Genomic DNA, 19,585 nt, shown 5'->3' with positions numbered 1-19,585 from the left:
ACCATTCGTGGACAGAAATGCCTCTTTTGTCCGTCTGGGGTGGACGGTTTTGGCTTTTATGAGTTGTTTTATTTGGTTTATGAGCCTTTATACTAATTGGGGTATTGGATTTCAGAGATATGCTAAGGGTTTCTAGCGATATTTAATATATGGAGGTTAATTTACTTGTTTGGTGGGGGTATACAGCTGGATTTTCTTTCTTTTTTTCCCTCTTTACTGCTTTTATGAGTCTGATCCTAATTTTAAGAGCCTGATTGAGATTATATGAGCCATAGGGTGAATATGAGAGCCAAAAAGCAAATATATGGGTCTAATTACCATAAGGGGTACTCCCGACCAATCAACATACACAACAAAACTCAACAACAAAACAAAAAAACTGACCCAACCAGCCGTGTAATATCCTACGGCTGACTCGAGTCAGTTCTAAAATTCCTCATTTAATTATTTCTTAAGCTTTTTCCAAGTGTCGTCGAAAGCTTTCATTGTTTCTTCTTTTGAAGCTTGGCCGCCCACGTATGCTTGAAGAGCTGCACCGAATTCCTGACCAGCACCATCTGGGTATTTCATGAACTGCCAAGAGTATGTTTTGCCTTCTTTAGAGTACTTTAGAAGGTCAGCACCTAGAGGTCCGATGTCGTCAGCAGAAGCGTCGATTGATTTGAAAGCAGGGATGTACTTGAATTCTTTTGTCATAGCTGTTTTACCAGCGTCAGAAGTAACCATCCAGTTTAAGAAGTCCTTCGCTGCTTCTTTTTCTTCATCTGTAGCACCATTGTGAATAACCCAGTTACTTGGAACGTCAACCATTAGCTTATCCGCTTGAGCGGCATCGTCCGTAAGTGGCATTGGAATGAAGCCAACTTCGATTTCAGGGTTGATCTTGTCTAGCATTGGTTGAATCCAGTTCCCTTGTTGCGTCATAGCCACTTCACCAGTCGCAAATAGAGTAACTTGAGTGTTGTAGTCAGTTGTTAATGGATTTTTGTTACCGTACTTGATTGTTAAGTCAATTAGGTCGAAATACTTGCTCACATATTCGTTTCCTTCAATTTTTCCAGAGCCATCATTTAAGCCGTTAAAGAAAGCCTCTGTGTCTTCTTGGTAAGCAAATGGAACGTTTAATCCGTGGTTTGCTAATACCCACCACTCGCCGTATCCGATAGAGAATGGAGTGATTCCAGCGTCTTGAAGCTTCTTAGCAGCCGCTTCTAATTCAGAGAATGTTGTAGGAAGCTCAGTGATTCCTGCTTTTTCAAATAGTGCCTTGTTGTAGGCGAATCCGTATCCTTCCATGTTTAACGGCATTCCGTATACTTTGCCATCGATCGTCATTCCGTCTAATGTACCTTCGAATGCATCGTCAATCCATGGTTGATCAGATAGATCTTCAAACTTATCCTTCCAAACAAGTGCTGCTGCATCTCCGTCGTTCATGAAGATATCAGGAGCTTTATTGGAAGCAAACTTTGCTTTAAGAGCAGCCGCTCCGTCCGCTCCGCCTCCAACGGTTTCAATATTGAATGTTACATCAGGGTTTTCTTTTGTATATTCATCTGTTAACGCTTTCAATTGATCAGCAATTTCAACCTTACCTTGGAAAACATCAATAACAATCTTATCATCCTTGCTTCCACTTTCCTTGTCGCCTGACGCGCTATCACTTGAACATGCTCCTAAAAGAAGTGAGGCAGACAAGACACCTGCTAATACAGAATACTTTTTCAACTTTAAAGCCATTTTTGTTTTCCCCCTTGGAAAAAGATCTTTAAAATTTTTATATTTGATTCCACAGTCTGAGCTTTTCAGACCGTGGAGGTAAAACCCTTACTTAATGGAACCGCTAGTAATCCCTTTAATGATGTGCTTTTGCATCGAGAAGAAGAAAATCAATAATGGGATAATTCCAAGAACCAATGCAGCTAGTGCTAAATCCCACTGCTTCGTATATTGACCGAAGAAGAAGAAGGTTGCAAGTGGAATCGTTCTTAGTTCCGGATCTTGAAGAACAAGAGACGGCAATAAGAAGTCATTCCAAATCCATAAGCTGTTTAAAATCACAATCGTTACGGTAATCGGTTTTAATAATGGAAAAACAATTCTCCAGAAAACCCCGAATCGTGAGCAGCCATCAATAATCGCTGCTTCTTCCAGTTCAACCGGAATTCCTTTAATAAACCCGTGGTACAAAAAGATCGTCATCCCAGATCCGAAGCCTAAGTACATAATCACAAGGCCCCAAATGCTGTTCAGTAATCCGAAGTTTCCAGCTGTTTTAATCAGCGGAATCATGATCGATTGGAACGGAATGATCATTGCGGCAACAAAGCTCATAAAAATCACGTTACTAATCTTCTTTTTTGTACGAACAAGCATATAAGCAGCCATCGAGCAAAAAATGACTAGGACGATATTACTTGAGACGGTGATAATTAAAGAGTTTGTAAATACATTCAAGTAATCTAGTTTCTCAAACGCTTGTACATAATTCTCAAACTGAAACACTTTCGGTAATGCCGAGGTGTTCGTTAAAATCTCGGCGAAAGGCTTCAATGAGTTTGACACAACATAATAGAAAGGGACTAAGAACACGAGTCCGAGTGCGATGGCAAGGATCTCAACAATAAATGTTCTCCCTGTATACTTGTGACCCATCACGATTCAACCTCCCTTTTCTTAGAAATCGTCACTTGCAGCACAGAAATCGCTGCTACAATAAGGAAGAAAATCAATGCCTTAGCTTCACCGATTCCATAACGGTTGTTAACAAAGGCCTCTGTATAGATATTAAGTGCTAACATTTCTGTTGACTTAAAAGGTCCACCATTAGTTAAAGAAAGGTTCGCATCAAAGATCTTAAATGATGATGCAGTTGTTAAGAATAAACAAATTGTTACAGCTGGTGCAACTAACGGCATCGTGATGTGTCGCAGAATCTGCCATCTGTTCGCTCCATCAATTCGAGCTGCTTCAATTAATTCTTGTGGAACGTTTTGCAGTGCTGCGATATAGATGATCATAATGTAACCAGCACCTTGCCACACACTCACAATCACGATTCCCCAGAACGCCGAGCTTGCATCTCCTAGCCAAGCTAGTTCAAAAAGTGGAATTCCTGTGATCTCGCCGATTGAAGCAAATCCTTTTACAAAAATGAACTGCCAAATGAATCCTAGCAATAGACCGCCTAGTAGATTCGGCATGAAGAAGACCGTTCGTAAAATATTACTTGTTTTCAGCATTTGTGTTACGAGAAGCGCTAATCCAAAACCGATTGCGTTTGTTAGCACGATCGCTACCACTGTGTATTTTGTTGTTAAAATAAATGAAGCGTGAAACTGTTTATCTTCAAAAAGTAAATACTTGAAGTTATCAAGGCCCACCCATTGAACCGAACCGGTAACCCCATTCCAATCTGTAAACGCATAATAAATGCCTGTAAAGAAAGGAATCAAGACAATCAAGGTAAATGCCAAGAAAACAGGTCCTACGAATAAGGTAAACAACCCTGCGTTTTCCAGCTTCTTTTTACTTAGGAAAGGTTTGGATTCAGTCTTGTGCTTGGTTGTCTCGCTTACAATCACTGATCCGTCCACTTCTTTTACATTACTTTGGCTATTCATCCCCAGCACCTCCATAGACCTATTTTCAACTATTTTAAGAAACTATGAAACGGCTTACATTGACCAACTGGGTGGAAAATATTGAACCGTTTCTTTTTTTACACCCACTGTTGAAGTCCGAGAAAATTGTGCTACAATGAGTGGGATTTCTACCAAGGAAGGATGAGGAAAAGCGATGAAATGGGGAATTCGAAAAAAGTTAATCATCTTTTTAATGCTAGCAACCATCCTCCCATTTGGTATGGCGATCGGAATTACGTATTACCAGACGACTAACTCCATTAATGATCAGTTTGTTTCCACGAACCACGATCTCATTGCAAAGGGTGAGCAGGAACTCACGGTATATTTGGAGGATATTGCGCAAATGACCACTGTTCTCTATCGATATGATCCATTAATGAGTGTAATGCGAGAAGGAATCTCTGATGATATAGGAAGTAATCAAGGCGAAATAAGAAGAGCGCTTGCGTATTTATTTAATACCCGACCTGAAATTGAACAAATGCATTTATACATTGATAAGGAAAAAGATTCGTTTATAAACTATCATTCTACAATCAGTGGCCGTGGAGAATATGAGGATATTCTTTCGCATCCTTATTATGCTCAGCTGCCAGACCATGACGATTTTTATTTGATTGAACCGCCACATGAAATAACAAGCTATAACAATATGTCCTTTATACCGAAATCACAGAGTACAAAGGTTCTCAGCTTTCACAGTGTCATTCGCGATGTCCCAGCGGAAGATATCTTAGGTTTTCTTTCGATTGATATTAATTTATCGAGAATCGGTGCGGTAGCGGATCGATTATATACGAAGGACGCCGAAGAGCTTTTTATCGTAAATGACCAAGGAATCGTGGTGTATTCCTCAAATGAAGAGGTAATTGGAGAACCGATGACGGAGAGTTGGTACGAGCCAATCAAGCAGCAACCAGCTTCCACGAAGAGCCTCGAGTGGGACGAAGGGGTGATCGTGTTTGACCAATTTTCAGGGCCTGTGGAAAATTGGTATATTGCGAAGCGAATTCCGTATGATGTGTTGTACCAAATCGCTCGTCAGACAGCCTATACCAACATTCTAATCGGTATTGTGACAATGGTGGTCGTTTTAGTTGCCACGATGTTTGTTTCTTTTAAAATTACAGCCCCCATCAAAGTGCTTATCACCAATATGAAAAAGGTAGAAAAAGGGGAGTTCAAGGCTGATTTTGAGTCATTAGGAAACGACGAAATTGGTATGCTAGGAAAACATTTTAAGAGCATGATTGAAAAAATAAATGAACTAATTGAACGCGAATACCGGTTGGATATTGAAAATAAAGCCTCCCAGCTTCGTGTTTTGCGCTCGCAAATTAATCCGCATTTTTTATATAATTCGCTTCAATCGATTGGCACGTTAGCACTCAAAGCAAACGGGACCAAGGTGTATACGCTGTTAACGTCACTTGCTGGAATTATGCGGTATAGCATGAATATGAGAGAAGATGTTGTCCCATTATCACACGAAATTCGACATGTGAAATCGTACTTGCAGCTGCAAAAACAGCGATTCGATGATCAGTTTCAATTTCAGTTGGTGATTGATAAGGAAGCCGAGGGAATTCTTGTTCCGAAGATGATGTTACAGCCGATTGTTGAAAACTGTTTTAAGCATGGCTTTGATCAGCATACAGACAAACAATTGATTACCATTTCTGCTTCTGTCAAAGAGAACCGGATGCTTCAAATCCGTGTGAAGGACAATGGAACTGGTGTGACCGAGGAGCAATTAAGCCTCATTCGTCAGGAATTATATAGTGAAACGGAGAAGTCTTCTGAATCGATCGGACTGAAAAATATTTATGACCGATTAGTGATTTATTATCGAAATCAAGCCAATTTTATTATTTTTAAAAATGGAGAAGTAGGCTTTGGGGTAAGCATTGATATTCCTGTTGAAATGCCGAAGGAGGGGAAATAGCCGTGATCGTTTTAATTGTTGATGATGAAACGCATGTACGTGAAGGAATCAAACTTTTAGGTGAGTGGGAAAAGCACGGAATCACTACGATCTATGAAGCGAGCAATGGGGAAGAAGCAACGAACCTGATTGAAAAACACCGTCCAGAGATTATTTTTTCCGATATGAAAATGCCAAAAATGGACGGCACGAAGCTACTAGAATGGATTAAAGGGAATCACCCCACAAGCAAGGTGATCGTCGTCACTGGTTACGATGACTATCATTATATGAGAAAAGCCATTCACTTCGGAAGCACGGATTATTTGCTGAAGCCTGTGGATCCGGAAATATTAAATCAAACGCTCGAAACGGCAGTGAACGAATGGAAAAAGGAAGAGCAGGAGCGAAAAAAAGAAGAAACTAGCGGACAGTTGATGAATATGATGAAGCCTGTCTACCGTGACCGAAAGTTCACACAGCTCATGAATAGTGATGAAGGTGTAGACGAGGGTCTGTTCGAGGAATTAGGGTTTCAATCATCACGAAGCTACATGGTGGGGATCATTCGGGTGAACCGCAGAACAATTGAGGCATTTGGTGGGGACCGTGATTTAACCTATTTTACGGTGCTAAATGTCGTAAACGAAATTTTAATAGAAAAAGAATGCGGAATTGGCTTTCGATATTTATCCAATAAGGGTGAGGTAGTGATCATCTTTTGGGATCGGTTTGATGAGGTCGGGGACATTCTTGCTGGTATTTATGAATCCTTGAAAGCGGCTATGAATATCGCTTGTCCAATTGCTTTAGGAAAAATGGTCATGGAAAGCTCACAGCTAAAGGAATCGTACCGAGAAGCGAGGAAGGTACTTGTTGGCAGAAATCTGTTGGAGCCGAAAGCCTGCAAGGTGTATGTAGAATATGTGATGCCAGACAAACCGTTAAAGAGCCTTATGGATTACTCCTCAAGCATAGACCTGGCGATTCAAGCAGGGGAAATAGAAGCATTCGACGAGCTCATCGAGCAGGTGCGGACTGATTTTACTGAACAGGAATACTTATCGGTTAGGCAAGTATTGCATTTTGAAAATGAATACTTGCTGTTGAGCAATCGCTCGTATAAAGCCAATAAGCTTGAGGTGAAGGTGTCTGAAGATGTCGAAGGACGAGTGGATTCGTTTTTTGATGAAGACGGGAACTTCATGCTAGATGAATATGTGGGTGCGAAAAGGCGCGAGATCAGTTTGTTTTTGAGAAAGCTGAAGAAACAGGCCAGTAAGAAAACAAGCAATATCATTGAAGATATTGAAGCGTATTTGCAAGCAAATTTCGATCGTGACGTGAAGCTACAAGAGATTTCTGAGCATTTTTACATTAGCAGAGAGTATATTTCACGAAAGTTCAAGCAGGAATTTAACGTGAATATCTCTGACTACATTGTGAACATCCGCATGAAAAAAGCAAAATCTCTGTTAAAAAATAGTCAGCTGAAGATCTATGAGATTGCGAATATGATTGGCTATCAGGATGATAAGTATTTTCGTAAGGTGTTTAAGAAGGTTGTGGGGATTACGCCGAATGAGTATCGGGCGGGTTTGGATGGGAAGAAATGAATGATTACTAGGGAAGCACTCTACTAAGAGTTGCTTCTTTTTATTGATACAAAAATGAAATAAATACTAGTTACTATGCTACTGAATTATAGTACTAATATCCTATAACTAGGAAGAAAATAAGCCTATTTAATTGTACTTATTTTTGTTATCCTAATAAATGTAATAGGAATTTGTTGAATTTTGTCTATGAGCAATAGGAAAGATGTTGATTGTCTATTCTCATAATTTACTATATAAAATTCTAACTTTATGCTTAATTACTATTATATGATTTTATGATTATATAATATGTGATTGAAAAATATTTTTTAGGAGGTATAAAGAAAAGTTGAAGTTCATGCAAAAAATCTTAATATTGCTGATTAGTACTTTACTAGTGAGTCTCTCTATTCTTTCCAATATAAGTATTGGTTATGCATTAGAAAACTCGAAGACAGACAATTTTAGTGAAGGTTCTAGTTACTATTTCATTCATTATAATGGTGAAGAAAAAAAAGTAATAATTAATGAAGAGGTTACGTTGATACTAACTGGATGGACTGATGAAACCAAATCATCTGTTAACGGAACGATCTATCATTCTACTAATCAAGCAATTGATACCGTTTTAACGGTTAGTGAGGGGTTAGATGAACTCAATATTACAGATGAAGAAAGTATTTTTTATCGGTTCACTGTCTCAGATACATTTAGTGCAGAGAAAGTCACTCCTCTTGAGTTGAACGATGAATGGAATGTTGTTGAAAAAAATGATAATGGGACATCCATTGAAGAGAGAACGACAGTTGATGAATATGGTACTTTGATTAAAAATCATGGACTATTCTATTTTTTAACCGAAGAAAATAATCAAAAAACTGAGATTACCGAAGATGAATATTATTCCCTAAATGCTGTAATTGAAACTCCTACTGAGGATAAGACGACTGAAGAAGCAACTGCTGCTGAAGATTCAACTTCTATTGAAGAATCATCAGAAAGCACAGAAACTACTAGTCAAGAAGTGGTCGAAAGTACTCCAACATCCGAGCAGACTGTGTCCGTTAAAGCCGTCACGAATCCATCTGTTGTTTATTCTACGCATGTGCAAGGTTACGGATGGTTGGATCCAGTTTCAAATGGAAAGATGTCAGGAACTTCTGGAGAAGCAAAACGTTTGGAAGCTATTAAGATTTCATTGGAAAATGCTCCATATTCCGGAGATATCACTTACAAGACCCATGTTCAAAGTTATGGCTGGTTAAATGCTGTATCAAATGGTGCGATTTCTGGCACATCAGGGGAAAGCAAACGATTGGAAGCCATTCAAATAAGCTTAACTGGTGAAATGGCAACACACTACGATGTCTACTACCGTGTTCACGCTCAAAGCTATGGCTGGTTGGACTGGGCGAAAAACGGACAATCTGCTGGTACACTTGCGCTTTCAAAAAGGTTGGAAGCAATAGAAATCGTATTAGTAGCAAAGGGTGGAGCTGCACCTGGTTCTACCAATAAACCTTTTGTCATTAATCCATCTGTTTCTTATTCCACCCATGTCCAAAGTTATGGCTGGTTAACTCCCGTTACTAATGGAGTAACGTCGGGGACATCTGGAGAAGCAAAAAGGTTGGAAGCTATTAAGATTTCTTTACAAAACACTCCTTATTCTGGATCTATCACTTACAAAACCTATGTCCAAAGCTATGGCTGGTTAAGTAATGTGTCCAATGGTGCTTTATCTGGTACATCAGGTGAAGGTAAGCGAATGGAAGCGATCCAAATAAGCTTAACAGGTGAAATGGCGGAACAGTATGATATTTACTATCGTGTTCATGCGCAAAGCTATGGTTGGTTAGACTGGGCCAAAAACGGTCAATCCGCTGGTACTCAAGGTCTTTCTAAGCGCTTAGAAGCTATTCAAATTGTGTTAGTTGTAAAAGGTGGGGCTGCTCCAGGGGCTACCAACAAACCATTGGTAGTTGATCCATCTGTTAGTTATTCAACTCATGTGCAAGGGATTGGTTGGTTAGCGCCAGTTTCTGATGGAAAAACGTCTGGAACGTTAGGGCAATCAAGACGCTTGGAAGCGATTAAGATATCCCTTCAAAATAAACCTTACACCGGAGATATTATTTATAAAACCCAAGTCCAAAGCTATGGCTGGTTAAATTATGTATCTAATGGTGCGATATCTGGTACATCTGGAGAAGGTAAGCGACTAGAAGCCATTCAAATTAACCTAACAGGTGAAATGGCTCAACATTACGATATTTATTATCGTGTTCATGCGCAAACCTATGGTTGGTTGGACTGGGCAAAAAATGGACAATCAGCAGGTACCGAAGCATTATCAAAACGTTTAGAAGCAGTAGAAATTGTTTTAGTGAACAAAGGTGGAGCTGCACCTGGTCCAACAAACAAACCTTTTGTGAAACCTAGCGTGATTACTACCTATAATTACTATGATCTTACATTAAGTGATGCTTTAAACATGCAAATGAAAGTTTCGCCACAGACAGATAAATATAGAACTCTGCCTGCTTATGTTAGCAGTCAGTATCTTCAAATGTCAGCTGGAGGTTCAATAACTGGTACTAGTGTGAATTTAAGAACATTGCCAAATACGACGAGTAGTATCGGTGCAACTGTTGGAAAAGATACACTCTTCATACTGTTAGACGGTAATATTATAGGTGAGAGTGTCTCTGGAAATACAAGATGGTATAAAATTGAATATAAAGGTCAAGTCTTGTATGTTCATAGCAGTCTGGCAAGTAATAATTTGCGGGTTGGTAAAGTAACTTCTACTACTCTAAATATTCGTGCAGAAAAGAATAGTACTAGTCATATTTATGGATCTGTGGGTAATGGTAGTTTGCTATTGGTTACAGTGGAAGATAATACTAGCGGCTGGTACACAGTAAGCATTGGAAATTGGCGCAATGCAACATCTTCTGACGTGCAGCAATATTTAGATCCAACAGGATATATCAATGATGAAAAACAAAGACTCCAATTCATGAACCTTAGTAAGCCTAGTGACGTGTCAGTAGGAACATTAAATACGTACCTTACAGGAAAAGGAATTTTAGCAAATCAAGGGCAAGCATTTATCGATGCTGGCAAGAAATATGGTATTAATGAAGTATATTTAATGGCTCATACCCTACTCGAAACAGGAAACGGGACTTCTACTCTTGCAAAAGGTGTAGAATATAATGGGGAAATTGTTTATAACATGTATGGTATAGGTGCATATGATTCTTGTCCACTAGAGTGTGGAGTGAAAAGGGCCTATGATGAGGGTTGGTTTACTCCGTATACAGCAATTGTAGGTGGTGCAGCCTTTATAAGTGATAAATATCTAGGTGGTAATAACCCATACAATATTGTTCAAAATACTATATATGAGATGCGTTGGAATCCTGAGCTAATGTCTACTAAGCTGGCAGCAGGTAACCAGTATGCTACAGATATTGGATGGGCTTATAAACAAGTAAACACTATGTATGAAGTCTATAAGATCCAACCATACAGTATTTATCTTGAAATTCCTAAATATAAGTAATTTTGAATAGAGACTAAGGAGTACAACCATCTTCGGTTGTACTCTTTTTTTGTGTAGTCATAACAGTCCACTTCAGATACTCTAAACCATTACATTAAAAGAGTGTGACCTAGACCTATTTCCCATGAAGGGAGGAAAACTAGTCAAGCGGAAACTGAAAGAGCAGTTGAGTACCCATGAAGGGAGGAAAACTAGTCAAGCGGAAACTGAAAGGGCAGTTGAGTACCCATGAAGGCAGAAAAACTAGGTTAGCGGAAACTGAAAGGGCAGTTGAGTACCCATGATGGCAGAAAAACTAGGTTAGCGGAAACTGAAAGGGCAGTTAGGTTCCCATGAAGGGAGGAAACCGAGTCTAGCGGAAACTGAAAGAGCAGTTGAGTACCCATGAAGGCAGAAAAACTAGCTTAGCGGTAACCAAAAGAGCAGTTAGGTTCCCATGAAGACAATAAAACTAAACTTGTGGTAACTAAAAGGGTTGCTAAGTGCCCATGAAGCGGAATATTTATATTTGATAGTAATCAAGATTTTAAAAAAAATTAATTCCCGCATCCGGTCAGGTCAATATTTTCCACCCTACTCGTCAATGTAAGCAGTTTCATATAATCTGTGATTCTCTAAAATAGGGAGTAAGATAATGTAAAAGGAGTGGTTTGACGTGGTGAAGGTAACAGTATGGAATGAGAATCGACATGAGCAGAAGAATCCAGTGGTAAGGGATATTTATCCGGAGGGTATTCACGGGGCGATTGCGTCGTTTTTAACTTCAGCAGGTTACGAAGCGAAGACAGCGACTCTTGATGAGCCGGAGCATGGGTTAACAGATGAAGTGTTAGCGAATACGGATGTACTTGTTTGGTGGGGGCATCTTGCTCATAACGAAGTGTCAGACACCGTCGTGCAAAAGGTGCAGCAGCGCGTTCTTGATGGAATGGGCTTAATTGTGCTTCATTCTGGCCATTTTTCGAAAATCTTTAAAACATTAATGGGAACGAGCTGTGATCTGAAGTGGCGTGAAGCAGATGAGAAAGAGCGTCTATGGGTTGTGAGCCCGAGTCACCCGATCGCAGAGGGAATTGGTGAATATATCGAGTTACCACAGGAAGAAATGTACGGCGAGCATTTTGATATTCCACAGCCAGACGAGCTTGTTTTTACCAGCTGGTTTGAGGGTGGCGAAGTGTTCCGTAGCGGCTGTACATATACGCGCGGAAACGGAAAAGTGTTCTACTTCCGACCAGGACATGAAACGTACCCGACTTACCATAACGAACAAATTCAAAAGGTAATCACAAACGCAGTCAAATGGGCACAACCAGTGAAGAGAGAGCGTCCTGTATACGGAAACGCGAAACCATTAGAAACGATCAAAGGGGGAAACTAGCATGAAAAAATTACGAGTAGGTGTGATTGGCTGCGGAAGTATCGCACGCCATCGCCATTTACCAGAATATGCAGCAAATCCGAATGTGGAGCTTGTGGCAGTTTGCGACAATAACGCAGAGAGAGCACTAGAAATCGGAGAAAAGTACGGAGTTCCATCGTACACAAGCTTTGTAGAACTTTTAAGAAACGCGGAAGTGGATGCAGTGAGCGTGTGTACGCCGAACTATCTTCATGCACCGATTTCCAATGCAGCACTGCTAGCAGGTGTTCATGTACTTTGTGAAAAGCCAATGGCGACTTCAGAAGAGGAAGCAAAATCAATGATCGAGACAGCGAAAAATAGCGGCAAAAAGCTGATGATCGCGCACAACCAACGTTTTGTGGCGTCCCATCAAAAAGCGCGTCAACTGATTCAAAGTGGAGAAGTTGGAAAGATATATAGCTTCCGTACCGCTTTCGGACACGGTGGACCAGAGGGCTGGAGCGTGGAAGGCAAGGAAGGCTGGTTTTTCCAAAAAGACAAAGCATTCGTTGGTGCGATGGGCGATTTAGGTGTTCATAAAACAGACCTTCTTAGATATATATTAGGAGAAGAAATCGTTGAAGTGGGTGCATTTGTTGAGACGAGTGCGAAGGAATTTGCTACAGTCGATGACACAGCGGTTTGTGTGTTGAAAACGGAAAGCGGTATCATTGGAACGCTTGCGGCGAGCTGGTCGTATGTGAGCAAGGAAGACAATTCAACGATTATTTATGGAGAGAATGCAATTCTTCGTTTAGAGGACGACCCAACCAATTCGTTAGTTGTTCAATACAAGAATGGTGACGTCGTGAATTACCAGCTTGGAAAAATTCAGTCGAATGACGAGGGTGGCCAGTCGAGCTCGCATGTGATTGATCTGTTTGTGGATGCTGTGCTAAATGATAGAGAAGTGGCTGTGAGCGGGGAAGAGGGAATGAAATCTCTTGGAGTAATCTTGGCAGCTCTTGAGTCCAGTGAAACGAAACAGATTGTGAGAGTAAAAGAATAATGGAAAAGCTACGAATCGGGATTATCGGGGTTGGCGGGATTGCACAGGCCCGCCATATCCCGGCTTTTCTTGCTTTAGGCGATAAATGCAAGATTACGGCTGTTAGTGACGTGAATGGTGATCGCGCTCGTGAGGCAGCGGAAAAGTTTAACATCCCACATGTGTTCCAGGACTATAAAGAACTTTTTCAAGAGGTAGATGCGGTTTGCATTTGTACTCCGAATAAATTCCATGCAGAAATTACGATTGCTGCGTTTGAAGCAGGCGTACATGTGCTTTGCGAAAAACCGATGGCGTTAAGTGCGGCAGAGTGTGAGGCCATGATTGAGGCTTCGAAAAAGGCAAACAAGATACTTGCGATCGCGTATCACTACCGTTTTATGAAGGAAGCAATTGCTGCGAAAAAGTCGATGGAAGATGTCGGGGAGGCACTTGTTGTCCGGGTTCAAGCATTGCGACGTCGAAAGGTTCCTGGCTGGGGTGTTTTTACAAACAAAGATCTTCAAGGTGGCGGAAGCTTAATCGATTTTGGCTGTCATCTTCTTGATTTGGCTCTTTGGCTAATGGGCAATCCGAAGCAAACAAGCGTAACGGGTCGCACGTACAACACATTAAGTAAGGTTCCGGGTCAAGTGAACCAATGGGGAGAATTTGACCATCAGACGTTTGAAGTGGATGATCATGTAACGGCTTACATGACGTTTGAGAACGGAGCATCAATGCTATTCGAAACGTCTTGGGCTGCGAATATAAAGGAAGATGTTGCGAACGTGAGCATTTCTGGCGTTGAAGGTGGAATAAACGTATTCCCATTTGAACTATACACAACGAAAAATGGCATGCTTTTTAACACGCAAGCAGATTGGATTCCAGGGGAAGAGGAACCAGATGTACCACAGGCAAGGAATTTTGTCGCGGCTTGTTTGGGTGAGGCGGAGCTTGTGGTAAAACCAGAGCAAGCGCTGCAAGTATCACAGATTATTGACAAGATATATGAGAGCAGTGAAAGGGAGGAAATGTCACGATGAAACTAGGTGTATTTACAGTACTTTTTGCAGAAAAGTCATTTGAGGAAATGCTTGATACGGTGAAAAATGCAGGCTTACACGCAGTCGAAATAGGTACGGGGTGCTATCCAGGGAATAACCATTGTGACCTGGACGGTCTTTTGGCAAGTGAAGAAGCAAGAGCAGAGTATCTTCGCAAAGTGGAAGAGCGCGGCTTGATTATAAGTGCATTTAGCTGTCACGGCAATCCGATTTCCCCGGATAAGGTATTTGCTGAACAGTCCAATGATACATTGTTGAAGACGATCAAGTTGGCGTCACTTTTAAACGTACCAGTGGTGAATTGTTTCTCGGGAACAGCTGGTGATCACGAGGAAGCGAAACAGCCAAACTGGCCGGTGGCACCATGGCCGAATGAGTATGGCGATGTGCTGAAGTGGCAGTGGGAAGAGAAGTTGATTCCTTATTGGCGTGAGGTTGGGCAATTCGCGGAAGATCATAATGTAAAAATTGGCCTTGAGCTACATGGCGGATTTTTGGTTCACACGCCATATACTTTGTTAAAGCTTCGTGAGGAAACTTGTGACGCGATTGGGGCGAATTTGGATCCAAGCCATTTATGGTGGCAGGGAATTGATCCGGTTGCTGCGATTAAAATTTTAGGAAAAGAAAATGCGATTCATCATTTCCATGCGAAGGATACGTATATTGACCAAGACAATGTCAATATGTATGGATTAACCGATATGCAGCCGTACGGTGAGATCAGAACTCGTGCGTGGAATTTCCGCAGTGTGGGTTGTGGACACAGCTTGAAGGAATGGTCCGATATGATGAGCGCGTTACGAACTTACGGCTACGATTATGTCGTGAGCATTGAGCATGAAGATCCGATAATGTCGATTGAAGAAGGCTTCACTCGCGCGGTTGTGAATTTAAAGTCAGTGTTAATTGAAGAGCCTGTTTCACAAATGTGGTGGGTGTAAGCAGAAATAGAGGTGCGAACGTGAACAAGAAGTGGTGGAAGGAAAGCGTCGCTTATCAGGTGTATCCAAGAAGCTTCATGGATAGCAATGGAGACGGGATTGGCGATTTAAAGGGATTAACCTCGAAGCTAGATTATTTAAAGGATTTGGGCATTGATGTGATTTGGCTTTCGCCGATGTATAAATCGCCGAATGACGATAACGGCTATGATATTTCCGATTATCATGACATCATGGCTGAGTTTGGTACGATGGCTGATTTTGATGAGCTATTGGCTGGCGTTCATGAGCGTGGGATGAGGATTATTTTGGACTTGGTGATCAACCATACGAGCGATGAGCATCCGTGGTTTATTGAGTCTCGTTCGAGCAAGGATAATCCGAAGCGCGATTGGTATATTTGGGCCGACGGGAAGGATGGCAAGGAGCCGAATAACTGGGAGTCCATTTTTAGCGGTCCGGCTTGGAAGTATGACGAGGCGACCGACCAGTATTTCATGCATATCTTCTCGACGCGTCAGCCTGATTTAAACTGGGAAAATCCAGAGGTGCGTGAGTCATTGGAGAATATGGTGAACTGGTGGCTCGATAAGGGGATTGACGGGTTCCGCGTGGATGCCATTTCTCATATTAAAAAGAAGCCAGGTTTCCCGGATATGCCGAATCCAGAAGGGCTCGATGTGGTTCCTTGCTTTCCTTACATGATGAATGTGGAGGGAATCGATGAGTGGCTGGCTGACTTTTCACAAAGGACCTTTAAAAAGTACGATGTGATGACGGTCGGGGAAGCAAACGGGGTTCGGATTGCTGACGCGGATCGCTGGGTTGGAGAAGAGAGCGGCTATTTTAATATGATTTTTCAGTTTGAGTTTTTGGACCTTTGGGATAAGAACTCGGATGATAGTCGTGTGGATGTTCGCGCGTTGAAAAAGGCGCTAACGAAGTGGCAGACGGGATTGGAAGGAAGAGGCTGGAATGCGCTCTTCATCGAAAATCACGACCAGCCGCGCCGTGTGTCGAGCTGGGGAAATGACAAGGAGTACTGGAAGGAAAGCGCGAAAATGCTAGCTGCGCTGTACTTCCTGATGAAAGGAACTCCGTTCATTTACCAAGGCCAAGAAATTGGTATGACAAACGTGCAATTCCCGTCGATTGAGGATTACAACGATGTGGGTATGGTGAATTATTACCGTGTGGAACGTGAGAAGGGACGCTCGCATGAGGAGCTTATGAAGCTCATCTGGAAGCAATGCCGAGACAACTCGCGCACGCCGATGCAATGGAATGCTTCATCAGAAACGGCTGGATTCACGAGCGGAGATTTAACATGGCTTGGGGTGAACCCGAATTATGTGGATATCAATGTCGAGGCACAGCTGGGAGATCCGGATTCGATCTTGAGCTTTTATAAGCAGTTGATCCGGTTGAGAAAGGACCAGCCTGTGTTCGTGTACGGTACGTATGAGTTAATGCTGGCGAATCATCCGAAACTGTTTGCGTATACACGCAAATGGGGGAAAAAGGTGGCGCTTGTGGTGAATAACTTTAGCGAAGTCGTGACGAGATTCAGAGTGCCGGGAAGTTCTGTAGTTAGTGTGGGTGGAAAACTAGGAGACTTTGAGCTTGTGTTGGCAAACTATGAAGTGCTAGATGTGAAGCTCCGCAAAGAATTCACCCTCCAACCATACGAAACAAGAGTCTACTTACGGTGACAGACACCCTCGGTGGACAAATAAGGCCAATCTGTCTTTTTAGGGTGTCTGTCACCCTTCGTGGACAGATTTGGCCTTTTTGTGTTTCTGGGGTGGACAGTGAGGTTACCATGCTTATTATGATTTGTATGAGGTAAACTGCTGACTCTATTTATTCGTGGCTGAGAGAGTAGTATAATACAAGAAACCCCACCTTCCCCGTTTTGCAAAAGCTACAAATCTCTTTCTCAACAAACTCAACACTTCATTAAAATTCTAATTAAAGGAGGCTCACGCATGGCAAGACGTGCACGTACTTGGTTTCCGGGTGCGAAGTATCATCTCACAAGTAGAGGAATCAGGAAGGAACCCTTGTTTTATGATGTTCCAGATCGAAGGAAATACTTAAATATAATGTTAGAAGCGAAGGAAAGATATGAATTCAAAATTCACGCATACTGCCTTATGTCCAATCATATTCATCTTCAGATTGAAACCTCGAAAACCCCGCCTGGTCCTATCATCAAGTACCTTCACAGCAAATATGCCAGATACTTTAACCTCAAATATGACTTCTCCGGGCATGTATTCGAAAAGAGATATTTCCACGACATAATCGATTCCCCTGAACATGAACTAGACCTTAGCCGTTATATTCACAGAAATCCCTTAACTGCAGGACTTGTGAAATCCCTAGAAACCTACCCATGGAGCAGTTACCGCGCTTACATGTTCAATGAACCCAATCCCCTTTTAACAAAAGAACAAATCCTCTCTTATTTTCCCGAACCAAAGCAAGAACACTATCTTCAGTTTTTAATGCAAAAAGAGAATTATGGTTCAAAAGAAATGGAGCGGTTGTATGGCCTCGATTGTTTATAGTTTTGCGTGGCTGGGGATTGATGGGCAGGTGGTTGAGTAAAAATTAGTTAAAGTAAATTAATAATGACATGCAAAAAGGATTGGCTACTTGATAGCCAATCCTTTTTTATTGGAAGTGTCCACTCTACGCGTACAAAATGGGTGAAACTGTCCACAAAGGGTGACAGACACCGCTCGTGGACAAAATAAGCCAATTTGTCTTTTTAGGGTGTCTGTCACCACAACACCCCCCAGCAAACTACATATTCACGGTGTTATCTGTAGATGAAGTATTCGTAGCAGCACCTTTCTCTTCTGCAAGCTTCTGCGTGTCCCACATTTTAAAGAATGGGAAGTAGATGAAGAATGACACAACGATGATAGCCAATTGAAGAATGGCACCTGAGATACTGCCTGTGATGATATAACCGTTTAGGATAGGAGGCATGGTAAATGGAGTTACGACACCGATTGGTTTTGCTACCAATCCTAAATCCATAGAAACAAACGTCATAATAACCGCAGCAACAGGAGCTAAGATAAATGGAATCATCATAATTGGATTCAGAACGATTGGCATACCAAAGGTAACAGGTTCATTAATATTAAAGATTCCTGGCCCAATTCCAAGGCGCCCTAACTGCTTCATCTGCTGGCTTCTGGCGAAAAAGACCATGGCCAGTACTAAAGAGAGAGTTGTACCGGATCCACCGATAAAGACAATATCATTAAACTCGTTTGTAACAATATTTTTTACAGGTTCGCCAGCTTCAAATGACATCGCATTTTCTTGTGTCAAAGTTAACCAAACCGGTAAGATAACTGCGTTAACGATGTTTGCTCCGTGTAAACCTAAGCACCATAACATTTGAATGAGTATAAATACAATAATTGTTCCAACCAAGCTTGTGCCAAGGCTGGTTAGTGGCTGCTGCAAGAGGACGGATACAACATTGTGTATACTGCCAAAGTCACCGATGTTTTCTACAAGCAAGCGTAATCCCCATGCTACAACAACGGCTACAAACGCTGGTATTAATGCAGAGAAGGATCTTGAAACAGCAGGAGGTACTCCATCTGGTAACTTAATGACAATATTCATTTGAGTGATTTTTCGATATATTTCGGTTGATAGGATAGCAATGATCATTCCAACGAATAAGCCTTTACTTGTAAAAAGTCCGGTATTATAAGCATTTTCCAAGATGTCTGCACCAGTATTAGGATCCTGCCCAATCACATAGCTAGTAAAAGGGGATACAACAAAGTAAGCAGCAAGTGAAATGGCCGCCCCAGCTAGGGCATCGAGCTTATAGCTTTCAGATAAACGGTATGCCACTCCAAATGTAGCGACGAGCCCCATGATCTCGAAGGTCCCGCGGTATGGATATAAGAGGCTAGTTTTAATGGTAGGGTGTTCTGCTAGATAGTTAGTCCATGCGGTAATCGGGAAGTTGGCAATGATTAAGAAAAGAGAACCAATAATAATCAGTGGCATGGCTAGGATAATCCCGTCTCGTAGTGCACCAAGATGTCGCTGGGCAGCCAATTTACCTGCTACAGGCATTACTTTTGTTTCTAAGAAGCTATTAAATTTACTCATCCTCTTTCCCCCTATGTTCGTCTTTAACTCACGTCCTAAGATCGATCTAAAAATATTTAATAGGTGAAAACTCTTCTGTTTTTCTGGATGCGAAAAATAATTACCTCATATGTTCGAATTGTATGTCCCCGGATAGCTAAATAACTGAAGATTCAGAAATTCAGGTATGTAGGTGTTGGTGAAAGCTGACAAGTACTTGTAAGCAATATTGTAATCGCTTACACAAAGGCGGTAAATAAACAAAGTATATCTAGAGATTTTTACCATCCGTTGTAATTTATTC

Annotated in this window: 13 protein-coding genes; 9 read left to right on the top strand and 4 right to left on the bottom strand. The window is 41.5% G+C overall.

Annotated features, from left to right (window positions below):
• Positions 1-444: 444 nt before the first annotated feature.
• The 3 genes from ACRX5O_RS14075 to ACRX5O_RS14065 all read right to left on the bottom strand — a co-directional run bounded on the left by ACRX5O_RS14075 (position 445) and on the right by ACRX5O_RS14065 (position 3,623).
• Entirely contained in the window at positions 445-1,740 is a 1,296-nt protein-coding gene (locus tag ACRX5O_RS14075) for an ABC transporter substrate-binding protein (RefSeq protein WP_433906530.1), read from the bottom strand.
• A gap of 87 nt (positions 1,741-1,827) precedes the next feature.
• On the bottom strand, positions 1,828-2,655 hold the full coding sequence (locus ACRX5O_RS14070) for a carbohydrate ABC transporter permease (protein WP_433906648.1): 828 nt from the start codon (positions 2,653-2,655) through the stop codon (positions 1,828-1,830).
• Positions 2,655-3,623 (bottom strand): carbohydrate ABC transporter permease, encoded by a 969-nt coding sequence (locus tag ACRX5O_RS14065; RefSeq protein ID WP_433906529.1) that lies wholly within the window; start codon positions 3,621-3,623, stop codon positions 2,655-2,657. The genes ACRX5O_RS14070 and ACRX5O_RS14065 overlap by 1 nt, the downstream gene beginning before the upstream one ends.
• A gap of 175 nt (positions 3,624-3,798) precedes the next feature.
• Between ACRX5O_RS14065 and ACRX5O_RS14060 the strand changes: the two genes are divergently transcribed.
• The 9 genes from ACRX5O_RS14060 to ACRX5O_RS14020 all read left to right on the top strand — a co-directional run bounded on the left by ACRX5O_RS14060 (position 3,799) and on the right by ACRX5O_RS14020 (position 17,720).
• Entirely contained in the window at positions 3,799-5,592 is a 1,794-nt protein-coding gene (locus ACRX5O_RS14060) for a cache domain-containing sensor histidine kinase (protein WP_433906528.1), read from the top strand.
• Positions 5,593-5,594: 2 nt separating this feature from the next.
• A complete protein-coding gene (locus ACRX5O_RS14055; protein WP_433906527.1) occupies positions 5,595-7,187 on the top strand; it encodes a response regulator in 1,593 nt (530 codons plus the stop codon).
• A gap of 340 nt (positions 7,188-7,527) precedes the next feature.
• Positions 7,528-10,740, top strand: coding sequence for a glucosaminidase domain-containing protein (locus ACRX5O_RS14050; RefSeq protein WP_433906647.1), 3,213 nt, complete (start codon positions 7,528-7,530; stop codon positions 10,738-10,740).
• Between the two features lie 655 nt (positions 10,741-11,395).
• On the top strand, positions 11,396-12,121 hold the full coding sequence (locus ACRX5O_RS14045; RefSeq protein ID WP_119710205.1) for a ThuA domain-containing protein: 726 nt from the start codon (positions 11,396-11,398) through the stop codon (positions 12,119-12,121).
• Position 12,122: 1 nt separating this feature from the next.
• Entirely contained in the window at positions 12,123-13,154 is a 1,032-nt protein-coding gene (locus ACRX5O_RS14040; RefSeq protein ID WP_433906526.1) for a Gfo/Idh/MocA family protein, read from the top strand.
• Positions 13,154-14,182: a Gfo/Idh/MocA family protein gene (locus tag ACRX5O_RS14035; protein ID WP_433906525.1), complete on the top strand. Its 1,029-nt coding sequence runs from the start codon at positions 13,154-13,156 to the stop codon at positions 14,180-14,182. The genes ACRX5O_RS14040 and ACRX5O_RS14035 overlap by 1 nt, the downstream gene beginning before the upstream one ends.
• The gene (locus tag ACRX5O_RS14030; protein ID WP_433906524.1) at positions 14,179-15,147 is read left to right on the top strand and encodes a sugar phosphate isomerase/epimerase family protein; all 969 of its coding nucleotides are present in this window, start codon (positions 14,179-14,181) and stop codon (positions 15,145-15,147) included. Before ACRX5O_RS14035 ends, ACRX5O_RS14030 begins: the two co-directional genes overlap by 4 nt.
• Before the next feature lie 20 nt (positions 15,148-15,167).
• Positions 15,168-16,859, top strand: a complete 1,692-nt coding sequence (locus ACRX5O_RS14025; protein ID WP_433906523.1) for a glycoside hydrolase family 13 protein — start codon at positions 15,168-15,170, stop codon at positions 16,857-16,859.
• A 276-nt stretch (positions 16,860-17,135) separates the two neighbouring features.
• Entirely contained in the window at positions 17,136-17,720 is a 585-nt protein-coding gene (locus ACRX5O_RS14020) for a transposase (RefSeq protein ID WP_433906522.1), read from the top strand.
• A 238-nt stretch (positions 17,721-17,958) separates the two neighbouring features.
• Here ACRX5O_RS14020 and celB read toward each other — a convergent pair whose 3' ends face one another.
• Positions 17,959-19,302, bottom strand: coding sequence for a PTS cellobiose transporter subunit IIC (gene celB / locus ACRX5O_RS14015; RefSeq protein WP_433906521.1), 1,344 nt, complete (start codon positions 19,300-19,302; stop codon positions 17,959-17,961).
• Positions 19,303-19,585: the final 283 nt, after the last annotated feature.

The organism is Robertmurraya mesotrionivorans (genome assembly GCF_050971805.1).
Taxonomy (GTDB): domain Bacteria; phylum Bacillota; class Bacilli; order Bacillales; family Cytobacillaceae; genus Robertmurraya_A.
This window is presented reverse-complemented; position numbering and strand designations above follow the sequence as displayed.